Here is a 19452-nt window from a genome sequence, read left to right as displayed (position 1 = left end):
TCGCCAGGCGACGGATGACCGCCAGGCGAGATCCCGCCGGCGTCATCGGTTGGCCCCCGGGACCCACAGGACGTCGCCGGCCCCCCTGTCATTCACATGGCGCGACAGCACGAACAGGAAATCTGAAAGCCGGTTCAGGTACTTGAAGGCCGCCGGGGTCACCGTTTCCCGCTCCGCCAGGGCCGCGACCAGGCGTTCGGCGCGGCGGGTGATGGTGCGGGCCTGGTGCAGGAAGGCGGCGGCCGGCGTCCCACCCGGCAGGACGAAGGACGACAGCGGCGCCAGATCGGCGTTCACCGCGTCGATCTCCTGTTCCAGCCGCGTCACCTGGGCGTCCACGATGCGCAGCGGCGGGTATTTGGGGGTTTCCTGCTCCGGCGTGCACAGATCGGCACCCAGATCGAACAGGTCGTTCTGGATGCGGGCCAGATAGGCGTCCGCCGGCGTTCCCCGGGTGTGCAGGCGCGCCAGGCCGATGGCGGCGTTGGCCTCATCCACCGTGCCGTAGGCCTCCACCCGCAGGTCGCCCTTGGCCACGCGGCTGCCGTCGCCCAGCGAGGTCTGCCCCTTGTCGCCGCCCCTTGTGTAGATGCGGGTCAGCGTGACCATGGCGTTTCCTTCGATGTCGGGGCTTCAGGCATGGTGGTTGAGCGCCAGGGCCGTCAGGATGAACAGCACCACGGCCAGGATTTGCAGGCGGATGCGCCACCACATCAGCCGGTTGCCCAGGCGGGCGGCGGCGTCCCCGCCCCGCGCCATCGTCAGCAGGCCCAGGATCAGTACACCCAGCACGGCCACCACGGTGGCGCCCAGGCAGAAGAACAGGAAGTTGCCCATGGACAGGGACTATAACGCGCCGCGGCACCTTTGCCCACGGCTGGTGGTCGGCGCCAGCTTGGACGATGGTTGTAGGAATTGGGCCCGGCCGCGCGTACCACTGGATCGGGCCGCCCGGGACTGCGCCCAGGGCGCGCCACGGCGCGATGGATAAGAGAAGGTTCATGACTTACCTGCGGCACATCCAGGCGTGCAATGCCTACGACCCCTCCGCCTTCTGGCCCTTCGCGGTCGATGGCCATGCGCTGGGATGGGTGCGTCCCGGCTTCGCCGACCGCGTCGCCGGCCTGAACGCCGCCTTCCGCCTGGTCCCGGGACACCCGACGCCGACGCTGGACCTGGTGGCGCCGGGGCCCGAGGCCCGCACCCGCGCCATGGCTGCGGTGGTGGCCGTCCTGGCGGATGACGGCCTGGTGCCGCCCTTGCGGGGGGAGGATTTCCCCGTCGTCGGCCAATGGGGCCAGCCGGAACTGCTGCGCGTCGATCGCGCGGCGGTGCCGGGCTTCGGCGTGCGCGGTTTCGGCCTGCATGTGAACGGCTATGTCCCCGGAACCGGCGGCCAGGTCGAGATGTGGGTGGGCCGGCGCGCTCGCGACCGGGGTGTGGCCCCCGGCAAGCTGGACAACATCGTGGCGGGCGGCCAGCCTGCCGGCCTCAGCCTGGCGGAAAACCTGGTGAAGGAGGCGCATGAGGAGGCGGGGCTGGACCCCAGCCTGGTCCGGCGCGCGGTGCCGGTGGGCGCCATCACCTATGTCTTCGACACCACCGCCGGCCTGCGCCGCGATACCCTGTTCTGCTATGACCTGGCGCTCAGCCGCGACATCATCCCGCGCAACACCGATGGCGAGGTCGAGGCGTTCGAACTGTGGCCCCTGGACCGCGTGGCCGCCAGCGTGCGCGACAGCGACGATTGGAAGTTCAACGTCAACCTGGTGATCATCGACTTCCTCATCCGCCACGGCCAGCTGATGCCGGATGCGGAGCCCGACTACATGGATCTGGTCACGGGCCTGCGCGCCGGCGCCTGAAACCCTGCGCGATCATTGGTGATTTTCCCGCAAACTTAAGTTCAGGCGGCACGGGATGGAGCGCCTTGGCGCCCGGGCGCTAAGGTGTTGTGCCGATCTCCGGCCTTGGGGCCGGGGCGGAACAACAACAAGCGCCGCCAGCGCATGACCGGGAGCGGGACCCATGGATCAGCCGAAAATGTCCATCAACCACCTTGTCTTCAACGTGGAAGACCTGGACAAGGCCGTGCGCTTTTATACCGAGGTGGTCGGCATGCAGCTGGTGCTGAAGTTCGACGACCGGCGCATGGCCTTCCTCTCCTTCGGCGGACGCCACCACGACATCGGCCTGTTCGAGGTTGGCGGCACGGCGGAGCATGACCGGCAGTGGCACGGCTTCAACCATCTGGCCATGGAATATGAGGGCGGCCCCGAAATCCTGGATGGCCTGCATGAGCGCCTGAAGGAAAAGGGCGCCAGGATCGACAATGTCGAGGGCCACAACGGTGGCCGGCACAAAAGCGTCTACTTCTTCGATCCCGACGGCAACCGCCTGGAATTCTATTGGGAGAATCCGGATTGGCGCCGCCAGGCCAGCCAGGGCGGCTGGCAGCAGGGCGGCTTCACCGCCGACAAGGCCACGGCGGTCCCCGCCGGTTCGGCGAAGGAATAAGCGGGGCGGTGATGATGATCTTCAACGGCGGGATCGGGCGTTTCACGCCCCAGGCCCAGGCGGCCCTGCGCATCGTGGCGGCCCTGGTCTTCATGCAGCATGGCTTGGAAAAGCTGTTCCATTTCCCGGCGGCGGGGCACTTTCCCGGCCCCTTCGTGCTGTTCAGCATGCCCGGTGTGGCCGGCATCCTGGAAACCTTCGGCGGCTTGTCGCTGGTGCTGGGTCTGTTCACGCGGCCGGTGGCCTTCCTGCTGTGCGGGGAAATGGCGGTCGCCTATTGGACCGTGCATTTCCGCGTGGGCCTGGCCCTGCACAACGGCTTCTTCCCGGCGGTCAACAACGGCGATGCCGCCGTGCTGTTCTGCTTCATCTTCCTATTCATCTGGGTGGCGGGCCCGGGGGCGTGGAGCCTGGATGGCTTGCGCGTGCGGCCCAAAACCGTGGCGCTCTCGGCCTGACATGCGCTGACCATCACCGGCATGAGATTTGACTCATGCCGGTGTAGGCCCCAACTGGGGCCGCCGGAGTTTTGCGGGGAACGAAGTGGACTGCAAAACGAGGAAGCCAAGCCAGCGGATGCTGGCGCCCGGCGCTTGAGGGAACCCTAAAACATGTCGTCGATGGCGCTCTGGTCCAGGGTGGCATGCTCGGTGGCGCCATGGACGATGGCGCTGCCCCTATCCACCAGCTTCTGCAGCCGTTGCCAATAATCGGTGGCCAGGAAACCCAGCATTTCCGGCGAGTCGGTCTGGGCCGATAGGGTTTCCACCGCCTCGGCGATGGTGGCTTCCAACTCCATGACCGTCATGTCGAACGGTTCCCGGAACTGGGGGGGCACATGGTCGTACGCCTCGATGGCCAAGGCGGCGAAGCCCAGGCCGCTGCCCTCGAAATGCTGCGTATAGGTCTTGGGCTGCCAGGCCCGGATCTCGTCCAGCATGTCCGGCATGTCGCCCAGCATGGACAACAGCATGATCACTTCATTGAAGTGATTGAAGTAGTCCGTCGACAGCAGCGTGTTGCTGTCTATCGTCGTGTCTTTGACGAGGTCGCGGTACTGGGCAAGGGTATCGGCATCAGGCATAAGCCGTTCTTACCATGACCTCTTCCGTCTTGGTGCCGAAAAATTCGCTAAAAATCGAAGTGGGGCCTGCGCGGGACGCGTTACTCGCAGGTCGATCACGGCGCCTTGATCACGGGTGGGAACAGGCCCAGGCGGGCGCAGACCTCAGCCGGGGTCACGCCCGCCTCACGCAAGGTTGCCAGGGCCGCCGCACCGTCGCGTTTGGCCAGCCGTTCCCCCCGTTCATTGGTCAGCAGCGGGTGGTGGTGCCAGGTGGGGACGGACAGGCCCAGCAAGGCCTGCAGCAGGCGATGGATGTGCGTCGCCTCCATCAGGTCGCGACCCCGGGTCACCAGCGTCACACCCTGCAGATGGTCGTCCACCGTCACCGCCAGGTGATAACTGGTGGCGACGTCACGGCGCGCCAGCACCACGTCGCCCAGGATGCCGGGCTGCGCCGTGATGGTGCCGGCCGCGCGGTCGGTCCAGGTCAGCGGGCCGGCAACATCCGCCGCCTTCGCCGCGTCCAGCCGCCAGGCGTGCGGGGTGCCGGCCGCCAGCATCTCCGCCCGCCGGCCCGCATCCATGTGGCGGCAGGTTCCGGGGTACAGGGGGCCCTCCGGCCCGTGTGGCGCCGCGCCGGCCCGCGCGATCTCCTCCTGGATGTCCTTGCGCGAACAGAAGCAGGGATAGATCACACCCAGACCTGCCAGCCGGTCCAATGCCGCGCGATAGTCGGCCATGTGTTCCGACTGGCGGCGGACCGGTTCCGGCCATGACAGGCCCAGCCAGGTGAGATCGCGGATGAACGCCTCCTCGAACTCCGGCCGGCAGCGGTTGGGGTCGATGTCCTCGAAGCGCAGCAGGAAGGTGCCGCCGGCCGCCCTGTTTCCCCTTTGGGCCGCGTGCCAGCCGAACAGGGCGGAATAGGCGTGGCCCAGATGGGGCAGGCCGGTGGGGCTGGGGGCGAAACGGGTGACGGCATGGTCCATGCCCCCTGATAGCATGGACGGCCTGGAGTCGCGAAATAGCGACCGCTGAACGGCCCCATTAAAAGGGGCGGTGCCGGATGCTGCCCCCATATCTTGTGGCCAGGGGTGTGACGTTATCGTGAAATCGCGATACCCCCGCGCCAGGGAGGATTGCCGAGAGGGGCTGGAATCAGGTAAGAGGAATGTGCTTTCTGGCCGAGGGTCCGGCCCTCGGCTGTTCTCGGGAACGGCGCGGGGGTGGTATTGTCTCCACCACTAGACAGTTGTCCGGCCTTGGTGCTGAACGCCGATTTCCGGCCGCTCAGTTACTTCCCCTTGTCCCTGTGGTCCTGGCAAGACACCATCAAGGCGGTCTTCCTGGACAGGGTGAACATCATCTCCGTTTACGACCGCGTCGTTCGGTCACCCACGGCGGAAATCCGAATACCTAGCGTCATCAGTCTGAAGGAATACATACCGGCGACGCGAAGGCCGGCCTTCACCCGCTTCAATGTTTTCCTGCGCGACCATTTCTGTTGTCAGTATTGCGGTGAGCCTTTCCCCACCCAGGAACTGACCTTCGACCACGTGATCCCACGCTCCCGCGGCGGACGCACCACCTGGGACAACGTCGTCACCTCCTGCTCCGCCTGCAATCTCGCCAAGGGCAATCGGTTGCCGCATGTCTGCGGCATGATCCCCTTGAGCCCGCCGTTTCAGCCCACGGTCTTCCAGTTGCAGGAAAACGGCCGCGCCTTCCCGCCCAACTTCCTGCACGAAAGCTGGCGGGATTTTCTCTACTGGGACACGGAACTGGATCCGTTCTGAGTTCCTCAGGCGCCGGCAGGCCCGTCCGGGCCTTTGGCTATCCTCCCTTTCCAGTCCACTTCGTTCCCGGGAAAGGTCCGGCGGCCGCGGTCGCGGCCTTGTCGTCGTGGCACTCCTCCGCCGGTGCCGGGGCCGGCGGATGCGGGGGTGGCTTGGGCCCGGCCTCAGATCCGCTCGGCCACCCAGATGACGGCGCGGGTGCCGGCTTTGATGAGGGTGTACAGCACGGGATAGCCGGTGGTCAGTTCGGCCTCGTTGGCGATGCCGATGTCGCGGTGTTCCACTTCTTCCGCGCGGAATTTCTCGATGGTGGCCTTCAGGTCGGCCTCGCCGGGACCCAGGCGTTCGGCCTGGGCGGCGTAGTGGGCGTCGATCACCTCTTCCACCGCCACGGTGCAGGCCATGGCCGCGCGCTCGCCCATCAGGGCGGTGCCGGCCCCCAGGGCGTAGCCCAGCACCTTCCACAATGGCTGCAGCGCCGTCGGGCGCACCCGGCGTTCCACCATCAGCTGGTTGAAGGTGTCCAGGTGCACCTGCTCCTGCTCCTCCATGTGGCGGATGGTGGGGCCGATGGGGGTTTTGCCCAGCACCGACAACTGGCCGGCATAGATGCGGGCCGCCCCGTACTCGCCCGCCTGGTCCACGCGGATGACGCGGCGCAACTGCGCCTCCGTGCCTAAATCGCCCGGCAGGGGGCGGCGGGCCAGGCGTTCGGCTTGCGGGGTGGTCTGCGTCATGGGTCTGTCCTCAAGCCTTACGGGCACGGATGGCCAGCACCGCCACCAGGGCCAGCAGCAGCGAGGCGGGGGTGTTGAACCCGGCCATGGAGATGCCATGCCAGGTCCACTGCGCCTGGTCGCAGCGCACCAGGGGGGCGGCCATCAGCATCTCCCGCATCTGGTCCAGCGTCAGGTGTTTGGGCGCTGAACTGCTGCAGGTGGTGAAGCCTTCCCACCAATGCTGTTCCACCCCGGTGTGGAAACCGGCGATCAGTCCGCCCGCCAGGAAGGCCAGGCCGCCCAGCGCCAGGGCCAGGGTGCGGTAGCGGGGCAGCACGATGGCGGGCACCAGCGCGATCAGGGCCGCGACATAGGCCCAGCGCTGCCACATGCAGAACTCGCACGGGTGCAGGCCGCCGACATATTGCGACAGCAGCGCCATGGCCAGCGCGCCGGCCGATGCCAGGGCCAGTGCCGCCTGCGGCAGGCGCGAATGGGCCAGGAAGGTCTGAGCGGCGGACGGGGTGACGGGGGCGCTGGGGACGGCGGTCATCGGGGCGTGGGGACCTTCGGATGGATGGCGTCAGTGCAGGTGCACGTATTTCACCAGGATGAAGCCGCCGACCAGCAACACCAAAAACAGGGTGGTGACCAGCGTCAGGCGCTTCTCCACGAATGTGCGGATAGGCTCGCCGAATTTCCAGAGCAGTGCGGCAACAAGGAAGAAGCGCAGGGCGCGGGAAATGATCGAGGCACCGGCGAAGGTCAGAAGATCGAACTTGAAGGCGCCGCTGGCGATGGTCACCAGCTTGTAGGGGATGGGCGTCATCCCTTTCAGGATGATGATCTCCGCCCCGTACCGGTCGAAGTCGGCCTTGAAACCGTTATAGGCATCGATCAGGCCATAGGCCTCGATGATGCGGTGACCGATGGTGTCCCACAGGTAGAAGCCGATGGCGTAGCCCAGGAAGCCGCCCAGGACCGAGGCGACGGTGCAGACGGTGGCGTACCAAAAGGCCTTGCGCCGATCCGCCAGCACCAGCGGGATCAGCAGCAGGTCCGGCGGAATGGGGAAGACCGAGCTTTCGATGAAGGAGACGGCGGCCAGGGCCCATACGGCATGGCGGTGCCCGGAAAGGCGCAGGGTCCAGTCATAAAGGCTTTTAAGCAACGGGCGTCTCCGACAGCGGGGCCCCCGCTTACAGGGCGGGGCCGGGCGCTACCCGTCTATCAGGTGCGCCCCCCGCCCGCAACCGCGCCCCGAGGCCGCGTGCGTGTCAACGCGGTGACTCCCGGGTGCGATGTGGCGCTTGACCCCCGGCTTTCTATCGCTATGATCCCCCGCACGCTGAAAGCGCCCGGTGCCTCCGTGGCGAAATGGTAGACGCGGCAGACTCAAAATATTTTCGCCACTACCAAAACGCTGAAAATAGCTGAACAAAATCAGCGTCTTACGGCGTTAACGATTTCTAAAACAACCTACGGTACACTTACACATCACTTACACAAAATCGCGTCCAAGGCGGTTGTGAGTGGGGTGCACCATGGCTGAGCAACACACGATCCTTGAAGGCAAGGTTCACCTCTATCAACGAGGTGAAAGCCGCCATTGGCAGTGCTCGGCATTCCTCAACGGAAAAAACCATCGGCGCAGCACGAAGGAAGAAAGCCTCTCCCACGCGAAGGAAATCGCGGAGGACTGGTATTTCGAGCTGCGGGCCTCCCTGCGCAAAGGCACCAATGCCATCAAGGTCGAGGGCAGCGAAGCCGCCCCAGTGTCAATCGGCAGCGTAACGGGACCCCGTATCGGCGCCCAATAGGGACCCCAGTGATGTGCTGGCAATCGGGTTGTCCCGGTAGCGCATAGGAGGGCCCTGTCCCCGGAGCGCAGCGCCTCCGGCGATGCGCGGAGCGGAGGGGACGGGAGGTGCCTGTGCGCCCACCGGGGGAACCCGCGGGGGTGGGGTCCGGGGCGGGGGGCGGTGATGGGAGGGCGGTCAGGCGCGGTTCTTGAAGCGCCAGCTCTCGTTGCCGGTCTCGACGATCTCGCAGTGATGGGTCAGGCGGTCGAGCAGGGCGGTGGTCATCTTGGCGTCGCCGAAGACGGACGGCCATTCGCCGAAGGCGAGGTTGGTGGTGACGATGACCGAGGTCTGTTCATAGAGGCGGCTGATGAGGTGGAACAGGAGCTGGCCACCCGCCTGGGGGAACGGCAGGTAGCCCAGTTCGTCCAGGATGATGAAGTCCAGGCGGCTGAGGTGATCGGCCAACCGCCCCTGGCGCCCCAGGCGGCTCTCGGCCTCCAGCTTGTTGACCAGGTCGACGACGTTGAAGAAGCGGCCGCGCCTGCCGCCCCGGATGCAGGCACGCGCGATGGCGATGGCCAGGTGGCTCTTGCCGGTGCCAGTCGAGGCAGCGGCATACTGCCCGATATCAGGGGCAGGACGCGACGATCCATTATCCGTTTCATCCGCGATGCGGTGAACGCGTAGGCATCATCCGGCGCCATTGCCTTGGCGGTAGCGTCATGCTGGTGGTCGAGCAACCGGACGGCACGCTGACCCATGTGCCGGAATGGATGACCGCCCCTGCAGCCCGTGACGCCGCCATCCGTGACGCTCCCCGCTTTCCCATGGAGGTATTGCAGGCTCTGCGTCTGACCGCTGACGCGGCCCTATCGTTGCTGTGTGAACGACGCAACGGAGGGCGGCATGAGGCATCGCGGAATGATGGTGCAGACGGATCTGTTCACGGCGACCCGGCCACTGGCAGCTCTTCCGCAGGAGGTTGCGCGCCGAGTCTTGCCGCTTCTGGAACAACTTTTGCTGGAAGTCCTGGCGAGCGAGGCCGTGACGCTGGAGGGGAACGATGAACAAGATCACCCCTGACCACCTGGCCCGTCGCGCCTACATCTACGTCCGTCAATCCAGTGCCGACCAGCTCCTGCACAACCATGAGAGCCGACGGCGCCAATACGGACTGGCGGATCGTGCCCGCCAACTCGGTTGGACGGATGTGGTGGTGATTGACGATGACCTCGGGCGATCAGGTGGTGGCATCGCGCGTCCCGGGTTCGAGCGGCTGCTGGGGGCGATCTGCGAAGGGCGGGTCGGCATTGTCCTGGCGATCGAAGCGTCGCGGCTCGCCCGCAACGGCCGGGACTGGCACACGCTGTTGGAGTTCTGCGGCCTCGTTGACTGCCTGCTGGCGGACGAGGACGGGGTCTACGACGCGCGGCTTCCGAACGACCGTCTCGTCTTGGGCATGAAGGGCACCATGAGCGAGATGGAGCTTTCCATCCTGCGCCAGCGATCGCTGGAAGCTCTGCGGCAGAAGGCCCGCCGGGGCGAGCTGTTTTTGACCGTGGCGGTCGGCTACGTCAAAACCCGCCATGACCGGATCGCCCTGAATCCGGACCAACGGGTGCGCGAGGCGCTCGCCTTGGTGTTTCGCAAGTTCGCCGAGTTCCAGAGTATCCGGCAGGTCCACCTCTGGCTTCGTCAGGAGCAGATCAGGCTACCGGCTGTCGAACAGACCGCCGACGGCCCCCGCATCGCGTGGAAGCTGCCTGTCTACAACACCATCCACCATCTGCTGACCAATCCCGTCTATGGCGGCGCCTACGTGTTTGGTCGGACCGGCAGCCGGGTCAGCGTGCGGGATGGGCGCAAACATGTCGTGCGCGGCTTCCGTCGCGCCCAGTCGGAATGGGAGGTGTTGATCCCCGAGCATCACGAGGGCTACATCTCGTGGGCGGAGTTCGGAAGGAACCAGGCACTGATCGCCGATAACGCCAACGGCAAAGGGCTTATGGCCCGCGGTTCGGTGCGCCGCGGTGACGCGCTGTTGGCTGGGCTGCTGCGCTGCGGGCACTGTGGTCGACGACTGCACGTCTCCTACAGCGGCACGGGCGGCTATTGTGTGCGTTACAACTGCCGTGGCGCACACATCAATCATGGAAGCGAACGCTGCATCTCGTTTGGCGGCTTGCGGGTCGATGGTGCCGTTGCGACAGAGGTCCTCAGGTTTCTGGCCCCATTGGGCATCGAGGCGGCCTTGCAGGCGATCGAAGCCCGCGAGGCCGAGGGGTCCGAGGCGCGCCGACAGACGGAACTCGCTTTGACCCAGGCCCGCTATGAGGCCGAGTTGGCACGCCGCCAGTATGATGCGGTTGATCCCGGCAACCGTCTCGTGGCGGCCGAGCTTGAGCGTCGGTGGAATGACCGGCTGGTAGAGGTCCACCGGCTGGAGGAACGCATAGGGGCGTTTGACGCCAACCCACGGGCCAGTTTCAAGGCCCAGGACCGTGCCCGCCTGATGGCGCTGGGCGCCGACATCCATACGCTCTGGCATCATGCTGGCGCGACGGCGGAGACGCGCAAGCGTATCCTGCGCACGGTCATCATCGAGATTGTCGCGAGGGTCGCCGCCGACACGATCCACCTCACCATTCACTGGCAGGGAGGCGATCACACCAGTCTGACCGTGCCGAAGAACCAAACCGGCAAACACCGTTGGCGAACCGACGCCGACACCGGTGACCTCATTCGGACCCTGGCACGGCAGCAGCCGGACGGGGGTATCGCCGCGATCCTGAACCGGGCCGGTAAACGTACCGGCAAGGGTAATAGTTGGACCGAAGCGCGGGTGCGCAGCTTCCGCAGCGCCCATGGCATAGCCGTCTACAGGGAGGGCGAGATCGCTGAACGAGGGGAACTGACCTTGGAGGAAGCGGCCACACGCCTACAGGTCAGCAAGATGACGGTGTTGCGTCTGATCGCCGGTGGTGCCATCCAGGCAAACCAGGCGTGTAAGGGAGCGCCTTGGGCGATTCCTGAAGCCCAGCTATCCGGGCTCAATCCGGCTTACCGTCCGGTAACAAAAAATCCGGATCAGAAGACCTTTGATTTCCAATAACGTAGCGAGGTGGGCATCATGACGCGAGAGCGGTTCCGCCGACCAGGACGACGTTACGCTGATGGGCCAGGAAGTCGCCGCCCGCCAGGTCACGGACCAGGGTCTGGTTGATGGGTGTGCCCTCGAACGCGAAGTCATCGACGTCCTTGGCCAGGGGCAGCTTGGCCAGGGTGATCTGGTAGCGGATGGAACGAGCCTGCTTCTCGCTGATCTCTGCACCCAGCAGGTCGCCGACGATGCGCTGGGGTTCGTGCTGGCGCTTGACGGCCGTGGTGATGATCTCGTCATACGCCGCCTTCATGCCGTAGAGCTTCAGCTCGGCCATGGCGGCCAGGATTTCCGGGCGCTCCATCACTGTACCCTCCCCAAGGTGTCGTACCGGGCGCAATCGGCCATGGGGGCTTGGTGCAACCGCAGCGTCTCGGGCGTTTGAATGGGCGCCGGCGCCGCCGCTTCCCGCCGCCGGGCCAAGATGTTGAGGATGACGGCGGCGGAATGGACGTTCTCGCGCAGCGCCTCGGCACAGGCCGCCTCCACCGCCGGGAGGCCGTCGCTCAGCACCGCCGTCAGGATGTCGACCATCTGCCGGTCGCCATCGTCGCTGCCCGCCAGCTTGCGCCGCACCCGGTCCAGCGCCGTGGGCAGCACCCAATCCTTGAAGGGCGCGCCGTTGCGCAGGGCCCCCGGCTTGCGCGCCAGCACCGGCACATAGTGCCAGGGATCGTAGACGGTGCGGTCGCGGCCGAAGCAACGCGCGTGCGTCCCCACCACCTGGCCGTCCTGGCGCAGTTCGATCCGGTCGGCATAGGCCCGCACCTCCACCGGGCGCCCCACCGCCTTGGCCGCCACCGAGTACTTGTTGTGGTCGAACCGCACCAGGCAGGTCTTGGACACCGACGCCGGGGTGGCGTGGAAGCCATCGAACCGCCCCACGTAGCCCACCAGGCTGGGTCGCTCCGCCTCGAACATCTCCCAGACGGTGCGGTCCCGCTGCTCGGGATGCCGGTGCGCCCTGGCGTAGGCGACGCACTGGTCCAGCAGCCAGCCGTTCAGTTCCTCGTAGCTCGCCACCCGCAGGCGCGGCGTGAAGAACCGTTCCCGCACCAGGCCCACCTGGTTCTCAACCTGGCCCTTCTCCCATCCCGCCGCCGGGGTGCAGGCCACCGGCTCCACCAGGTAATGGCTGCACATCTGCTGGAAGCGCCGGTTGTAGGCTCGCTCCTTGCCCACGAAGATCGTCTCCACCGCCGTCTTCATGTTGTCGTAGATCCCGCGCGTGCACGTGCCCTTGAAGAAGGCGAACGCCCGGTCGTGGGCGTCGAACACCATCTCCTGCGTCTCGCGCGGATATGCGCGCGCGAACAGCATCCGGCTGTGGCACAGCCGGACATGCGCCACCTTCACCGTGACCGTCACCCCGCCGATCAGCACCACCTCGTGGCTCCAGTCGAACTGGTAGGCCTCCCCCGGCGCGAAGCTCAACGGCACGTAGGCCGCCGCCTGCGACGCCCCCCGCGCCTTCTGCCAGGAACGGGCGTAGCGCCGCACGGCGTCATAGCTGCCGTCGTACCCGGCACCCCGCAGTTCCTCGTAAATCCGCACCAGCGTCAGCCGCTCACGCGCCGCCTTGGTCTCGTTGGCCAACAGCAGCGCGTCCAGCCGATCACGCCACGGGCCGATCTTCGGCTGGGGCTGCGCCGTTCGCTCGTACCGGAACTCCGTCGCCTCCGAACGAAGCACCTTGCGGACTACCTTCCGCGACAAACCCAGTTCACGGCAGATCGCCTTGATCGGCTTCTGCTGAACAAAGTAGGCGCGCCGGATCTTCGCGATCGTCTCCACTATCAGCATCCCAATCAAGGCTCCCGCCATTGCCATGGGAGCCAGTATGGACCCGCACAAAAGGGGTCCCGATTGGACGCCGATCACCCCTCATACGGGGTCCTTATTCCACGCCGATTCACATCCACCACGCCATCGTCGTGCAGATCGAAGGCGCCAGCTACAGGCTACGCCAGCATGCCGACCTCATCCCCGAGAACGTGCGGCGAAGACCCGACACCGCGCCGCTCCAAGCCATCCGAAAACGTGGAAGACCGCCGAAAGTGAGGCCCGCCGACACCCACCCAATCAATTAGCCAAACAAACCATCTGGGGATTTTTAAGTCGCCACTTCTGGGGAAAATCACTTCGCCATTTACAAGGATCACGACAGCGGCAAGACCATTCTTGAAATCGAGGTGCGTGGGAAACGGGGGGTCGGCTTTTGCAAATCCACCCCTGCGGCCGTTGTGCCTTTCGAGCGTTTGAAGGCACGCCCGAGGCCGGAGGCCATCGGCCGAAATCTTCGAGTCGAGGACGAGAGCCGCCGTGGCAAACCACCCGCACCGACCGACCTGATATTCCCCGGCAGTTGCCGGGACTTGCTCAATACGATCCTTGATGATGAAGGGCTCAAGCATGACCGGGACGGCAACATCCGTACCGCGTACAGCTTACGTCACACCTACATCTGCTTCCGCCTGATGGACGGGGCGGACATCTACCAGATCGCCAAAAACTGCCGCACGTCGGTGGAGATGATCGAGAAGCACTACGCGGCGCATCTCAAGAATACCCTCAACGCCGCTGCCATCAACGTGCGGCGTTCCCGACCCAGACGGACGGCAAAGGCACCGGCCGACACCCAAGATGCCGCGCCGAATTAAGGCTTCCAGTTTCCGAATTGGTAGGCTAGAAGGGGGGCGCGCGGGCGTGGTGGAACTGGTAGACGCGCCGGACTCAAAATCCGGTTCCGAAAGGAGTGTCGGTTCGATTCCGACCGCCCGCACCACCTTCTAAATTTAAGCTTGAATGGGTTTTGGGAAGCCGAAGGGCTCGCCCATTCAAGCCTTTGAGCCCGCCTTGTGCGGGCGTTGAGGTGCACCGCTTGGCGGTGCACCCTTCTGCGGGCTTGGCCCGCCTTTTCCCGCCGAAGGGCGTTTTCCAAATTTGATCTGATCGCTCTATATCCTAAACTACTTTCCGGCTTCGCACTTTAAGGTTGCTGCCTGACTCCATAAATGAAAGCGTTACAGAGTAATCTGTTTCGCTCACTGAACGGAGAGTTCCGATGGACACTTATTCGCTGCGGGTAAGAGAAAATATTCTCCCTCTATCCGTTGCAGATACTTTGCCGAAAGCTTTTGAGGAGTGGTATTTCACTGAGTCTGTTCATGACCATGAAGAGCCCGTAGAAACCTGTGGGCTATGCGATAAAGAACAAATTCGGTATCACTTCGAGATTGCCAATTTATTTACAAAAAATACTCTTTGGGCTGGCTCTCATTGCATTTTACAGTTTGATGTTTCTGTTTTTGAGGAGGATAGGCGTCTGTCGCCGGAAGAGGCAAAGAGAAAGCTCGACAAGCTGACAACGCAGATGCGACAGGAGGCTTGTATTAGGGCGCTTCGTAAGCTGGCTGAAGCGGAAGATTCGGATATACTTACCAATGCTCTTCATTATTATGAGTTGAATAAGAAGCTTACGCCGAATTTTGCGTTCGTAGTTTTTTGGCGACTGCAAAAGAATCGCATCGATCATAACCCATCATTCTTCAAGATAAATCTCAGTAAGGGAAAATACGTCGCCGATCTGAGAAAGATGGAAACATCGCGGGTTCATTTCTTCTGGCATGCGTTGTCGGCAAGCCAAAAAAAGAAGGCCATCGCTTTGGGGCATAGAGCCCCCTAGGGTAGGAGGACGGGAATGTGGGTATGAGGCCTGTCTGTTCGCACCATCCTCTTTCCAGTCGTTACCAGACGGCTGGTGACGTGCCGCTTGGTAGTGCGCCTTTGCCGGGCTTGGCCCGGCATCCGGGTAGGCTTGGCCTGCCTTTTTATGCCTAAGCGCTTTCACTCAAAATCGCTGTAACTATAGCCCATTTCTTCCCGTAGATTGCGGCGAATAATCGGCACAAGTTCGTTGAGGGCATCTTTTGTCTTTGGCCAGTCAGCGCTCTCAAGAGCTTCTACAAGTGCTTCGTATCTTGTTCGCTCCGCCATGTAGCCATATAGTTGAACAGAAAGCCGTGCTTTGGCCAATTTTTCCGGCAAGTCCTTGTCCTGCTCAAAAGGAACCCGATAGTTCATAAGAGGCACGACAGCTTGGATGACATCATCCAGCATGGACAAGCGTCGCTCCAGTCTTTTCTGAAATATGTGATGTTTTCTATCTTTTCGTGCCGCCATTACCCAGCCAACAGATGCCACAATGGCCGAAGCAAATATGGCGGCGGCCGATATCCAGTCTTTAATTTCTAATGGCATGTTTATACCTCGGGCACTTGCAAGACTTTACCGTCAGTAACACTCACAACCTTTAGGAGCAAGCGGCACCCCCCGCCCATGCGGGCGGGTCGGGCTGTCGTGAACCGAACCCGCCCAGGGCGGTTTCGGCCATGCGGCTTCCATCCCTGATGCAGTCATGCCGTCCGCAGACGCGGACTCAGGGGGGAGTGCGGGGACGCTGCCCCTTCTCTCCCCCGAAGCAAAATCGACGTGGCCGAGGCTCGCCTGCGGCTGCGCCCGCACCACCCACATCGATTTCCCTTCTCCCCCTCCCAACCCCGCGTTCGCCACGCGGCAGAGGTGCAGCAGCAGCGCTGCGCACCTCAATTCCAAAGGGAGAAGGAACCATGACCGCCGATCACCGCCAGAACGTCTATAGCCGGGTCACTGACAGCATCATTGCCGCCATCGAGGCGGGGGCCGGGGATTGCCGGATGCCGTGGCACAGTCAGGGCGACCTTGCCCGACCCGTGAACGTGGCCAGCAGCAAGCCCTATCGCGGCATCAACACTGTGGCCTTGTGGGTGGCGGCGCATGCCACCGGCTTCGGCTCCCCGGTGTGGGGTACCTACAAGCAGTGGCAGGAACGCGGCGCGCAGGTTCGCAAGGGTGAGAAGTCCTCCACCGTCGTGTTCTGGAAGGTGAGCGACACCGGCGCCGACGATGTGGGCAGTCAGGCTGAGGAAGAAGGCCAGCCCCACGCCCGCGTGTTCGCCCGCGCCTACAGCGTGTTCAACGCCGCGCAGGTGGAGGGGTGGGAAGCGCCGGCGATGCCGGTCCTGCCGCAGGCCGAACGCATCGCCCATGCCGAGCAGTTCTTTGCCGCCCTTGGCGCGACCATCCGGAAAGGCGGCCCCCGCGCCTGCTACATCCCCAGCCGCGACGAAATCCACCTGCCGCCCTTCGCCGTCTTCCGCGATGCCGTGGCCTACTATGCCACCTTGGCCCATGAGGCGACCCACTGGACCGCCCATGCCAGCCGGTGTGCCCGTGACCTCAAGGGCCGCTTCGGTTCCGAGAGCTACGCCGCCGAGGAACTGGTGGCTGAGCTGGGGGCTGCCTTCCTGTGCAGCGACCTCGCGCTGACGCCGGAACCCCGGCCCGACCACGCCGCCTACATCGCGTCATGGCTCACGGTGTTGCGGGGCGATCCGCGCGCCATCTTCACCGCCGCCGCCAAAGCACAGGCCGCCGCCGACTGGATGCATGCGCGCCAGTCGCAGGCCGTGGCCGCCTGACCTCCCCCGTTTTTTTTAACCTCACTTTTTAAGGAGTTTGACCATGACGACCCTCATTATCACCCCCATCCCCCTCAACGATCTGGTGCCCTCCGCCGCCAATGCGCGGCGTACCGGGCGCATGGACGGCATCAAAGAATTGGCCGCATCCATCGCCGCCCACGGGCTGCGCCAGAACCTCAATGTCCGGCAGGCCCCCAGCGGGCGCTATGAAGTGGTGGCGGGCGCGCGCCGCCTCGCCGCCCTCAAATGGCTGGCCAAGCGGAAGCGGCTGGCACTGGACGCCCCCATTCCCTGCCATGTGCTGGGCGACAACGACGACCCCACCGAAATCAGCCTCGCCGAAAACGTCATGCGCAACGCCATGCATCCGGATGACGCATGCCGTGCCTTCCTCGAACTGGCCGAGGGCAAGGGCATGACCATTGACGACATCGCCGCCCGCTTCGGCACCAGCCCCGCCATCGTGCGCCAGCGCCTGAAACTGGCGCGGGTGTCCCCGGCGCTGCGGGCCCGCTTCCGCAAGGGCGAGCTGACCCTTGCCCATATGGAAGCGCTCGCCATCAGCGATGACCATGCCGCGCAGGAACAGGCGTGGGAAAACCTGCCGGACTGGAACCGTTCCCCCCACCTCCTCAAACAGGCCCTGACCTACGAGGCCGTGCCGCTCACTGACAAGCTGGCCGTGCTGGTCGGCGTTGCCGCTTACGAGGCGGCGGGCGGCGTCATCATCCGCGACCTGTTCGACGCCGAGGACGAAGGCTACATGGCCGACCGGGCGCTGGTGCTGCGCCTTGCCGCTGTGGCCATGGCCGATACCGTCACCGCCGTGCAGGCCGAAGGCTGGAAATGGGTCATTCCCGAGATCGAGCCGGACTACAGCACGCGCTATAGCCGCGTCTATCCGCAGGCCGATGGGGAAGGGATGGCCTACGCCGCCGAGGACAAGGCGCGGGCGGGGGCACGGGTGCGGCTGGAACATGACGGCAGCTTGCGGGTGGAACGCGGGCTGGTGCATCCCGACGACGCGTCCGCCGACACCAAGCCCGCCGGTGCCCGCCCCGCCAACACCGACCTTCCGGCAACGCTGGTGGCGGAGCTGACCGCCCACCGCACCGCCGCGCTGCGTTTGGAGCTGGCCCGTAACCCCGCCGTTGCCTTGGCCGCCACGGTGCATGCGCTGGCCCTGCCGCTTTGCTACGGACAGGAGCGCGGCACCTGCCTCGCTATCCGCAGCCAGAGCGCCAACCTCGCCCGCCATGCCAAGGCACCGGGCGAGTGCCCGGCCCATGCCGCCATGGAGGCGGAAGGTGAACGCTGAGGCGACCGCTTGCCCGGCGATGCCGCCGACCTGTTCGGCTGGTGCGTAGCCCAGCCGCAGGAGGTGTTGCTTGACCTGCTGGCCTACCTTGCCGCCAGCACCGTCGATGCCGTGCAGCATGGCGGACAGGAACGCAGCCAGCTTGCCCATGCTGACCGGCTTGCCCGCGCCCTGTCCCTCGATATGGCGGCCCATTGGGCGCCCGGTGCCGATGGGTTCTATGCCCGTCTCTCCCGTGCCCAGCTTGCGCAGGCGGCACAGGAGGCCGGGGTGGTCGCAGCCTGCGGCAATCTCAGCGCCATGAAGAAGGCCGATGCCGTGCGCCGGGTTGCCGGGGCGATGGCCCCCACCGGCTGGTTGCCCGTGCCGTTGCGCTCGCCGGAGGTGCTGCAGGTCGAGGCCATGGCGGCGTGAGGGACGGCACGTACGGCACCGCCTCCGCCCTTACGGGGCGGGGGCGGTTTGCGTATCCGGCCCGCGCCGCCGGTGCCAAGGCACGCGGCCCCGCCCGCCTGTGCGCATGCGGACCACTGGCCGATACGGGGAGCGCGCTTCCCCCTTTGGCGTACTGCCTTCCCCTACGTTGAAGAAATGCACCGCACCACCAACCTCGCTGCATGGCCGGACGGCAGCACATGGAGGGGTGGATGCAACAGGCACAGACGGTGCAAGGCGCTCAGTGGTGGTCCGCTGCCCCCTATGACCTGGCCGACGATCAGGAGAAGGAAAGCGGCCTGTCCATCATCCTCTCCCCGGTGCAGCTTGCGGCCATCCTCAAGGGCATGTCCATCGAGGCGACCGAGACGGACACCGGCCGGTTCATGACCCGCGCCTTCGGGGCGCTGGAGATCGTGGGCGGTGCCATTGAGTTCGTCGCGGCGGGCGCGCTGCTCATCACCCCCGAGCCCACCATGGCGACCAAGGTCGGCGGCGTGGTGCTGGCCTTCGATGGGGCCGACAACGTGAACACCGGCCTGCATGACCTGTGGACCGGCAATCCCCACAACACGCTGAGCTATCGCGCCGTGCGGGCCGCCGCCGAAAGCCTTGGCCTATCGCCGGAGTCGGCGGACAAGGTAGGCGTGGCGGTGGAAATCGCCGTGCCGCTTGGCATCGCCGCCAAATGGGCGGCCCTGCGCATCATCTCCATCCGTAACGGCTGGTTTAACCTCGCCGTCGAGGATGCCGCCGGCGGGCACACCATCCTCAAGCATATCAGCAAGGACGAACGCTACCTGCGCCAGCGGCTGATCGACGAGCCGGGTATCCCGGCCGCCGGCACCTTCACCACGCGGTTCGAGGCGGAGAAGTTCATCAGTCAGGCGGTGCAGGCCAACAGCCAGCGGATACAGCAGTGGGCGGCGGCGGGCACGAAGGGCAAACTTGCCTTCACGCATCAGGCGGGCCAGACGGTGGGGTGGGTCATTCCCCGCGCCAGCGGCGTGATGACCCGCACCAGCGAAGTGCTGGTGGTGCTGCGGCGCGTGACGCCTGCCGGGACCAGCAAGACGTACTATATTCTCACCGCCTATCCATCCATCTGAGGGAA

Annotated in this window: 22 protein-coding genes, 1 tRNA gene and 2 pseudogenes; 14 read left to right on the top strand and 11 right to left on the bottom strand. The window is 65.0% G+C overall.

Annotated features, from left to right (window positions below; translation table 11 throughout):
• Nucleotides 1-42: 42 nt before the first annotated feature.
• Entirely contained in the window at nt 43-609 is a 567-nt protein-coding gene (locus tag PW843_18880; GenBank protein MDE1148649.1) for a cob(I)yrinic acid a,c-diamide adenosyltransferase, read from the bottom strand.
• A gap of 24 nt (nt 610-633) precedes the next feature.
• Entirely contained in the window at nt 634-837 is a 204-nt protein-coding gene (locus PW843_18875; protein MDE1148648.1) for an HIG1 domain-containing protein, read from the bottom strand.
• Nucleotides 838-1001: 164 nt separating this feature from the next.
• Here PW843_18875 and PW843_18870 point away from each other — a divergent pair, with 164 nt between their 5' ends.
• The 3 genes from PW843_18870 (at nt 1002) to PW843_18860 (ending at nt 2975) form a co-directional block, all read left to right on the top strand.
• Entirely contained in the window at nt 1002-1865 is an 864-nt protein-coding gene (locus tag PW843_18870; protein ID MDE1148647.1) for a DUF4743 domain-containing protein, read from the top strand.
• 163 nt (nt 1866-2028) lie between these two features.
• Nucleotides 2029-2517, top strand: a complete 489-nt coding sequence (locus PW843_18865; GenBank protein ID MDE1148646.1) for a VOC family protein — start codon at nt 2029-2031, stop codon at nt 2515-2517.
• Nucleotides 2518-2528: 11 nt separating this feature from the next.
• Complete coding sequence (locus PW843_18860; protein MDE1148645.1) at nt 2529-2975, top strand: DoxX family protein; 447 nt, start codon at nt 2529-2531, stop codon at nt 2973-2975.
• 146 nt (nt 2976-3121) lie between these two features.
• Here PW843_18860 and PW843_18855 read toward each other — a convergent pair whose 3' ends face one another.
• Both PW843_18855 and gluQRS read right to left on the bottom strand, forming a co-directional pair.
• Nucleotides 3122-3601, bottom strand: coding sequence for a hypothetical protein (locus PW843_18855; protein ID MDE1148644.1), 480 nt, complete (start codon nt 3599-3601; stop codon nt 3122-3124).
• 95 nt (nt 3602-3696) lie between these two features.
• Nucleotides 3697-4572: a tRNA glutamyl-Q(34) synthetase GluQRS gene (gene gluQRS / locus PW843_18850; protein MDE1148643.1), complete on the bottom strand. Its 876-nt coding sequence runs from the start codon at nt 4570-4572 to the stop codon at nt 3697-3699.
• 243 nt (nt 4573-4815) lie between these two features.
• Here gluQRS and PW843_18845 point away from each other — a divergent pair, with 243 nt between their 5' ends.
• Nucleotides 4816-5379, top strand: a complete 564-nt coding sequence (locus tag PW843_18845; GenBank protein MDE1148642.1) for an HNH endonuclease — start codon at nt 4816-4818, stop codon at nt 5377-5379.
• A gap of 164 nt (nt 5380-5543) precedes the next feature.
• On the opposite strand, the gene PW843_18840 is transcribed toward PW843_18845, so the two are convergent.
• From PW843_18840 to PW843_18830, 3 genes are read right to left on the bottom strand one after another with little or no spacing between them, the layout of a single operon-like run.
• Complete coding sequence (locus tag PW843_18840; protein ID MDE1148641.1) at nt 5544-6116, bottom strand: demethoxyubiquinone hydroxylase family protein; 573 nt, start codon at nt 6114-6116, stop codon at nt 5544-5546.
• A 10-nt stretch (nt 6117-6126) separates the two neighbouring features.
• Nucleotides 6127-6651: a disulfide bond formation protein B gene (locus PW843_18835; protein ID MDE1148640.1), complete on the bottom strand. Its 525-nt coding sequence runs from the start codon at nt 6649-6651 to the stop codon at nt 6127-6129.
• A 30-nt stretch (nt 6652-6681) separates the two neighbouring features.
• Nucleotides 6682-7269 (bottom strand): DedA family protein, encoded by a 588-nt coding sequence (locus tag PW843_18830; protein ID MDE1148639.1) that lies wholly within the window; start codon nt 7267-7269, stop codon nt 6682-6684.
• Nucleotides 7270-7642: 373 nt separating this feature from the next.
• On the opposite strand from PW843_18830, the gene PW843_18825 reads away from it, so the two are divergent.
• Nucleotides 7643-7918: a hypothetical protein gene (locus tag PW843_18825; protein MDE1148638.1), complete on the top strand. Its 276-nt coding sequence runs from the start codon at nt 7643-7645 to the stop codon at nt 7916-7918.
• A 177-nt stretch (nt 7919-8095) separates the two neighbouring features.
• Here the strand turns inward: PW843_18825 and PW843_18820 are convergent.
• A pseudogene (locus tag PW843_18820) lies at nt 8096-8506 on the bottom strand (ATP-binding protein).
• 318 nt (nt 8507-8824) lie between these two features.
• Here PW843_18820 and PW843_18815 point away from each other — a divergent pair.
• Both PW843_18815 and PW843_18810 read left to right on the top strand, forming a co-directional pair.
• Nucleotides 8825-8986, top strand: a complete 162-nt coding sequence (locus tag PW843_18815) for a hypothetical protein (protein MDE1148637.1) — start codon at nt 8825-8827, stop codon at nt 8984-8986.
• Nucleotides 8967-11015 carry a recombinase family protein gene (locus PW843_18810; GenBank protein MDE1148636.1) on the top strand — a complete coding sequence of 683 codons (2049 nt, stop codon included), beginning with the start codon at nt 8967-8969 and terminating at the stop codon, nt 11013-11015. Before PW843_18815 ends, PW843_18810 begins: the two co-directional genes overlap by 20 nt.
• A gap of 31 nt (nt 11016-11046) precedes the next feature.
• Here PW843_18810 and PW843_18805 read toward each other — a convergent pair.
• Both PW843_18805 and istA read right to left on the bottom strand, forming a co-directional pair.
• A pseudogene (locus PW843_18805) lies at nt 11047-11367 on the bottom strand (ATP-binding protein).
• Entirely contained in the window at nt 11367-12866 is a 1500-nt protein-coding gene (istA, locus tag PW843_18800; GenBank protein MDE1148635.1) for an IS21 family transposase, read from the bottom strand. The pseudogene PW843_18805 and the gene istA overlap by 1 nt, the downstream one beginning before the upstream one ends.
• A gap of 440 nt (nt 12867-13306) precedes the next feature.
• Here istA and PW843_18795 point away from each other — a divergent pair, with 440 nt between their 5' ends.
• The 3 genes from PW843_18795 to PW843_18785 all read left to right on the top strand — a co-directional run bounded on the left by PW843_18795 (nt 13307) and on the right by PW843_18785 (nt 14748).
• On the top strand, nt 13307-13723 hold the full coding sequence (locus PW843_18795; GenBank protein MDE1148634.1) for a hypothetical protein: 417 nt from the start codon (nt 13307-13309) through the stop codon (nt 13721-13723).
• A 40-nt stretch (nt 13724-13763) separates the two neighbouring features.
• A tRNA-Leu gene (locus PW843_18790) sits at nt 13764-13848 on the top strand.
• Between the two features lie 279 nt (nt 13849-14127).
• Entirely contained in the window at nt 14128-14748 is a 621-nt protein-coding gene (locus tag PW843_18785) for a hypothetical protein (protein MDE1148633.1), read from the top strand.
• Between the two features lie 161 nt (nt 14749-14909).
• Here PW843_18785 and PW843_18780 read toward each other — a convergent pair whose 3' ends face one another.
• Entirely contained in the window at nt 14910-15323 is a 414-nt protein-coding gene (locus tag PW843_18780; protein ID MDE1148632.1) for a hypothetical protein, read from the bottom strand.
• Nucleotides 15324-15691: 368 nt separating this feature from the next.
• Here PW843_18780 and PW843_18775 point away from each other — a divergent pair, with 368 nt between their 5' ends.
• The 4 genes from PW843_18775 to PW843_18760 all read left to right on the top strand — a co-directional run bounded on the left by PW843_18775 (nt 15692) and on the right by PW843_18760 (nt 19447).
• Nucleotides 15692-16582, top strand: a complete 891-nt coding sequence (locus tag PW843_18775) for a zincin-like metallopeptidase domain-containing protein (protein ID MDE1148631.1) — start codon at nt 15692-15694, stop codon at nt 16580-16582.
• A gap of 43 nt (nt 16583-16625) precedes the next feature.
• Nucleotides 16626-17903: a ParB/RepB/Spo0J family partition protein gene (locus PW843_18770; GenBank protein MDE1148630.1), complete on the top strand. Its 1278-nt coding sequence runs from the start codon at nt 16626-16628 to the stop codon at nt 17901-17903.
• A 9-nt stretch (nt 17904-17912) separates the two neighbouring features.
• Nucleotides 17913-18317 (top strand): hypothetical protein, encoded by a 405-nt coding sequence (locus PW843_18765; protein ID MDE1148629.1) that lies wholly within the window; start codon nt 17913-17915, stop codon nt 18315-18317.
• A gap of 233 nt (nt 18318-18550) precedes the next feature.
• Entirely contained in the window at nt 18551-19447 is an 897-nt protein-coding gene (locus PW843_18760) for a hypothetical protein (GenBank protein ID MDE1148628.1), read from the top strand.
• Nucleotides 19448-19452: the final 5 nt, after the last annotated feature.

The organism is Azospirillaceae bacterium (assembly GCA_028283825.1).
GTDB lineage: Bacteria > Pseudomonadota > Alphaproteobacteria > Azospirillales > Azospirillaceae > Nitrospirillum.
The sequence above is the reverse complement of the archived record's forward strand: the minus strand, read 5'-3'. Positions and strand labels throughout refer to the sequence as shown.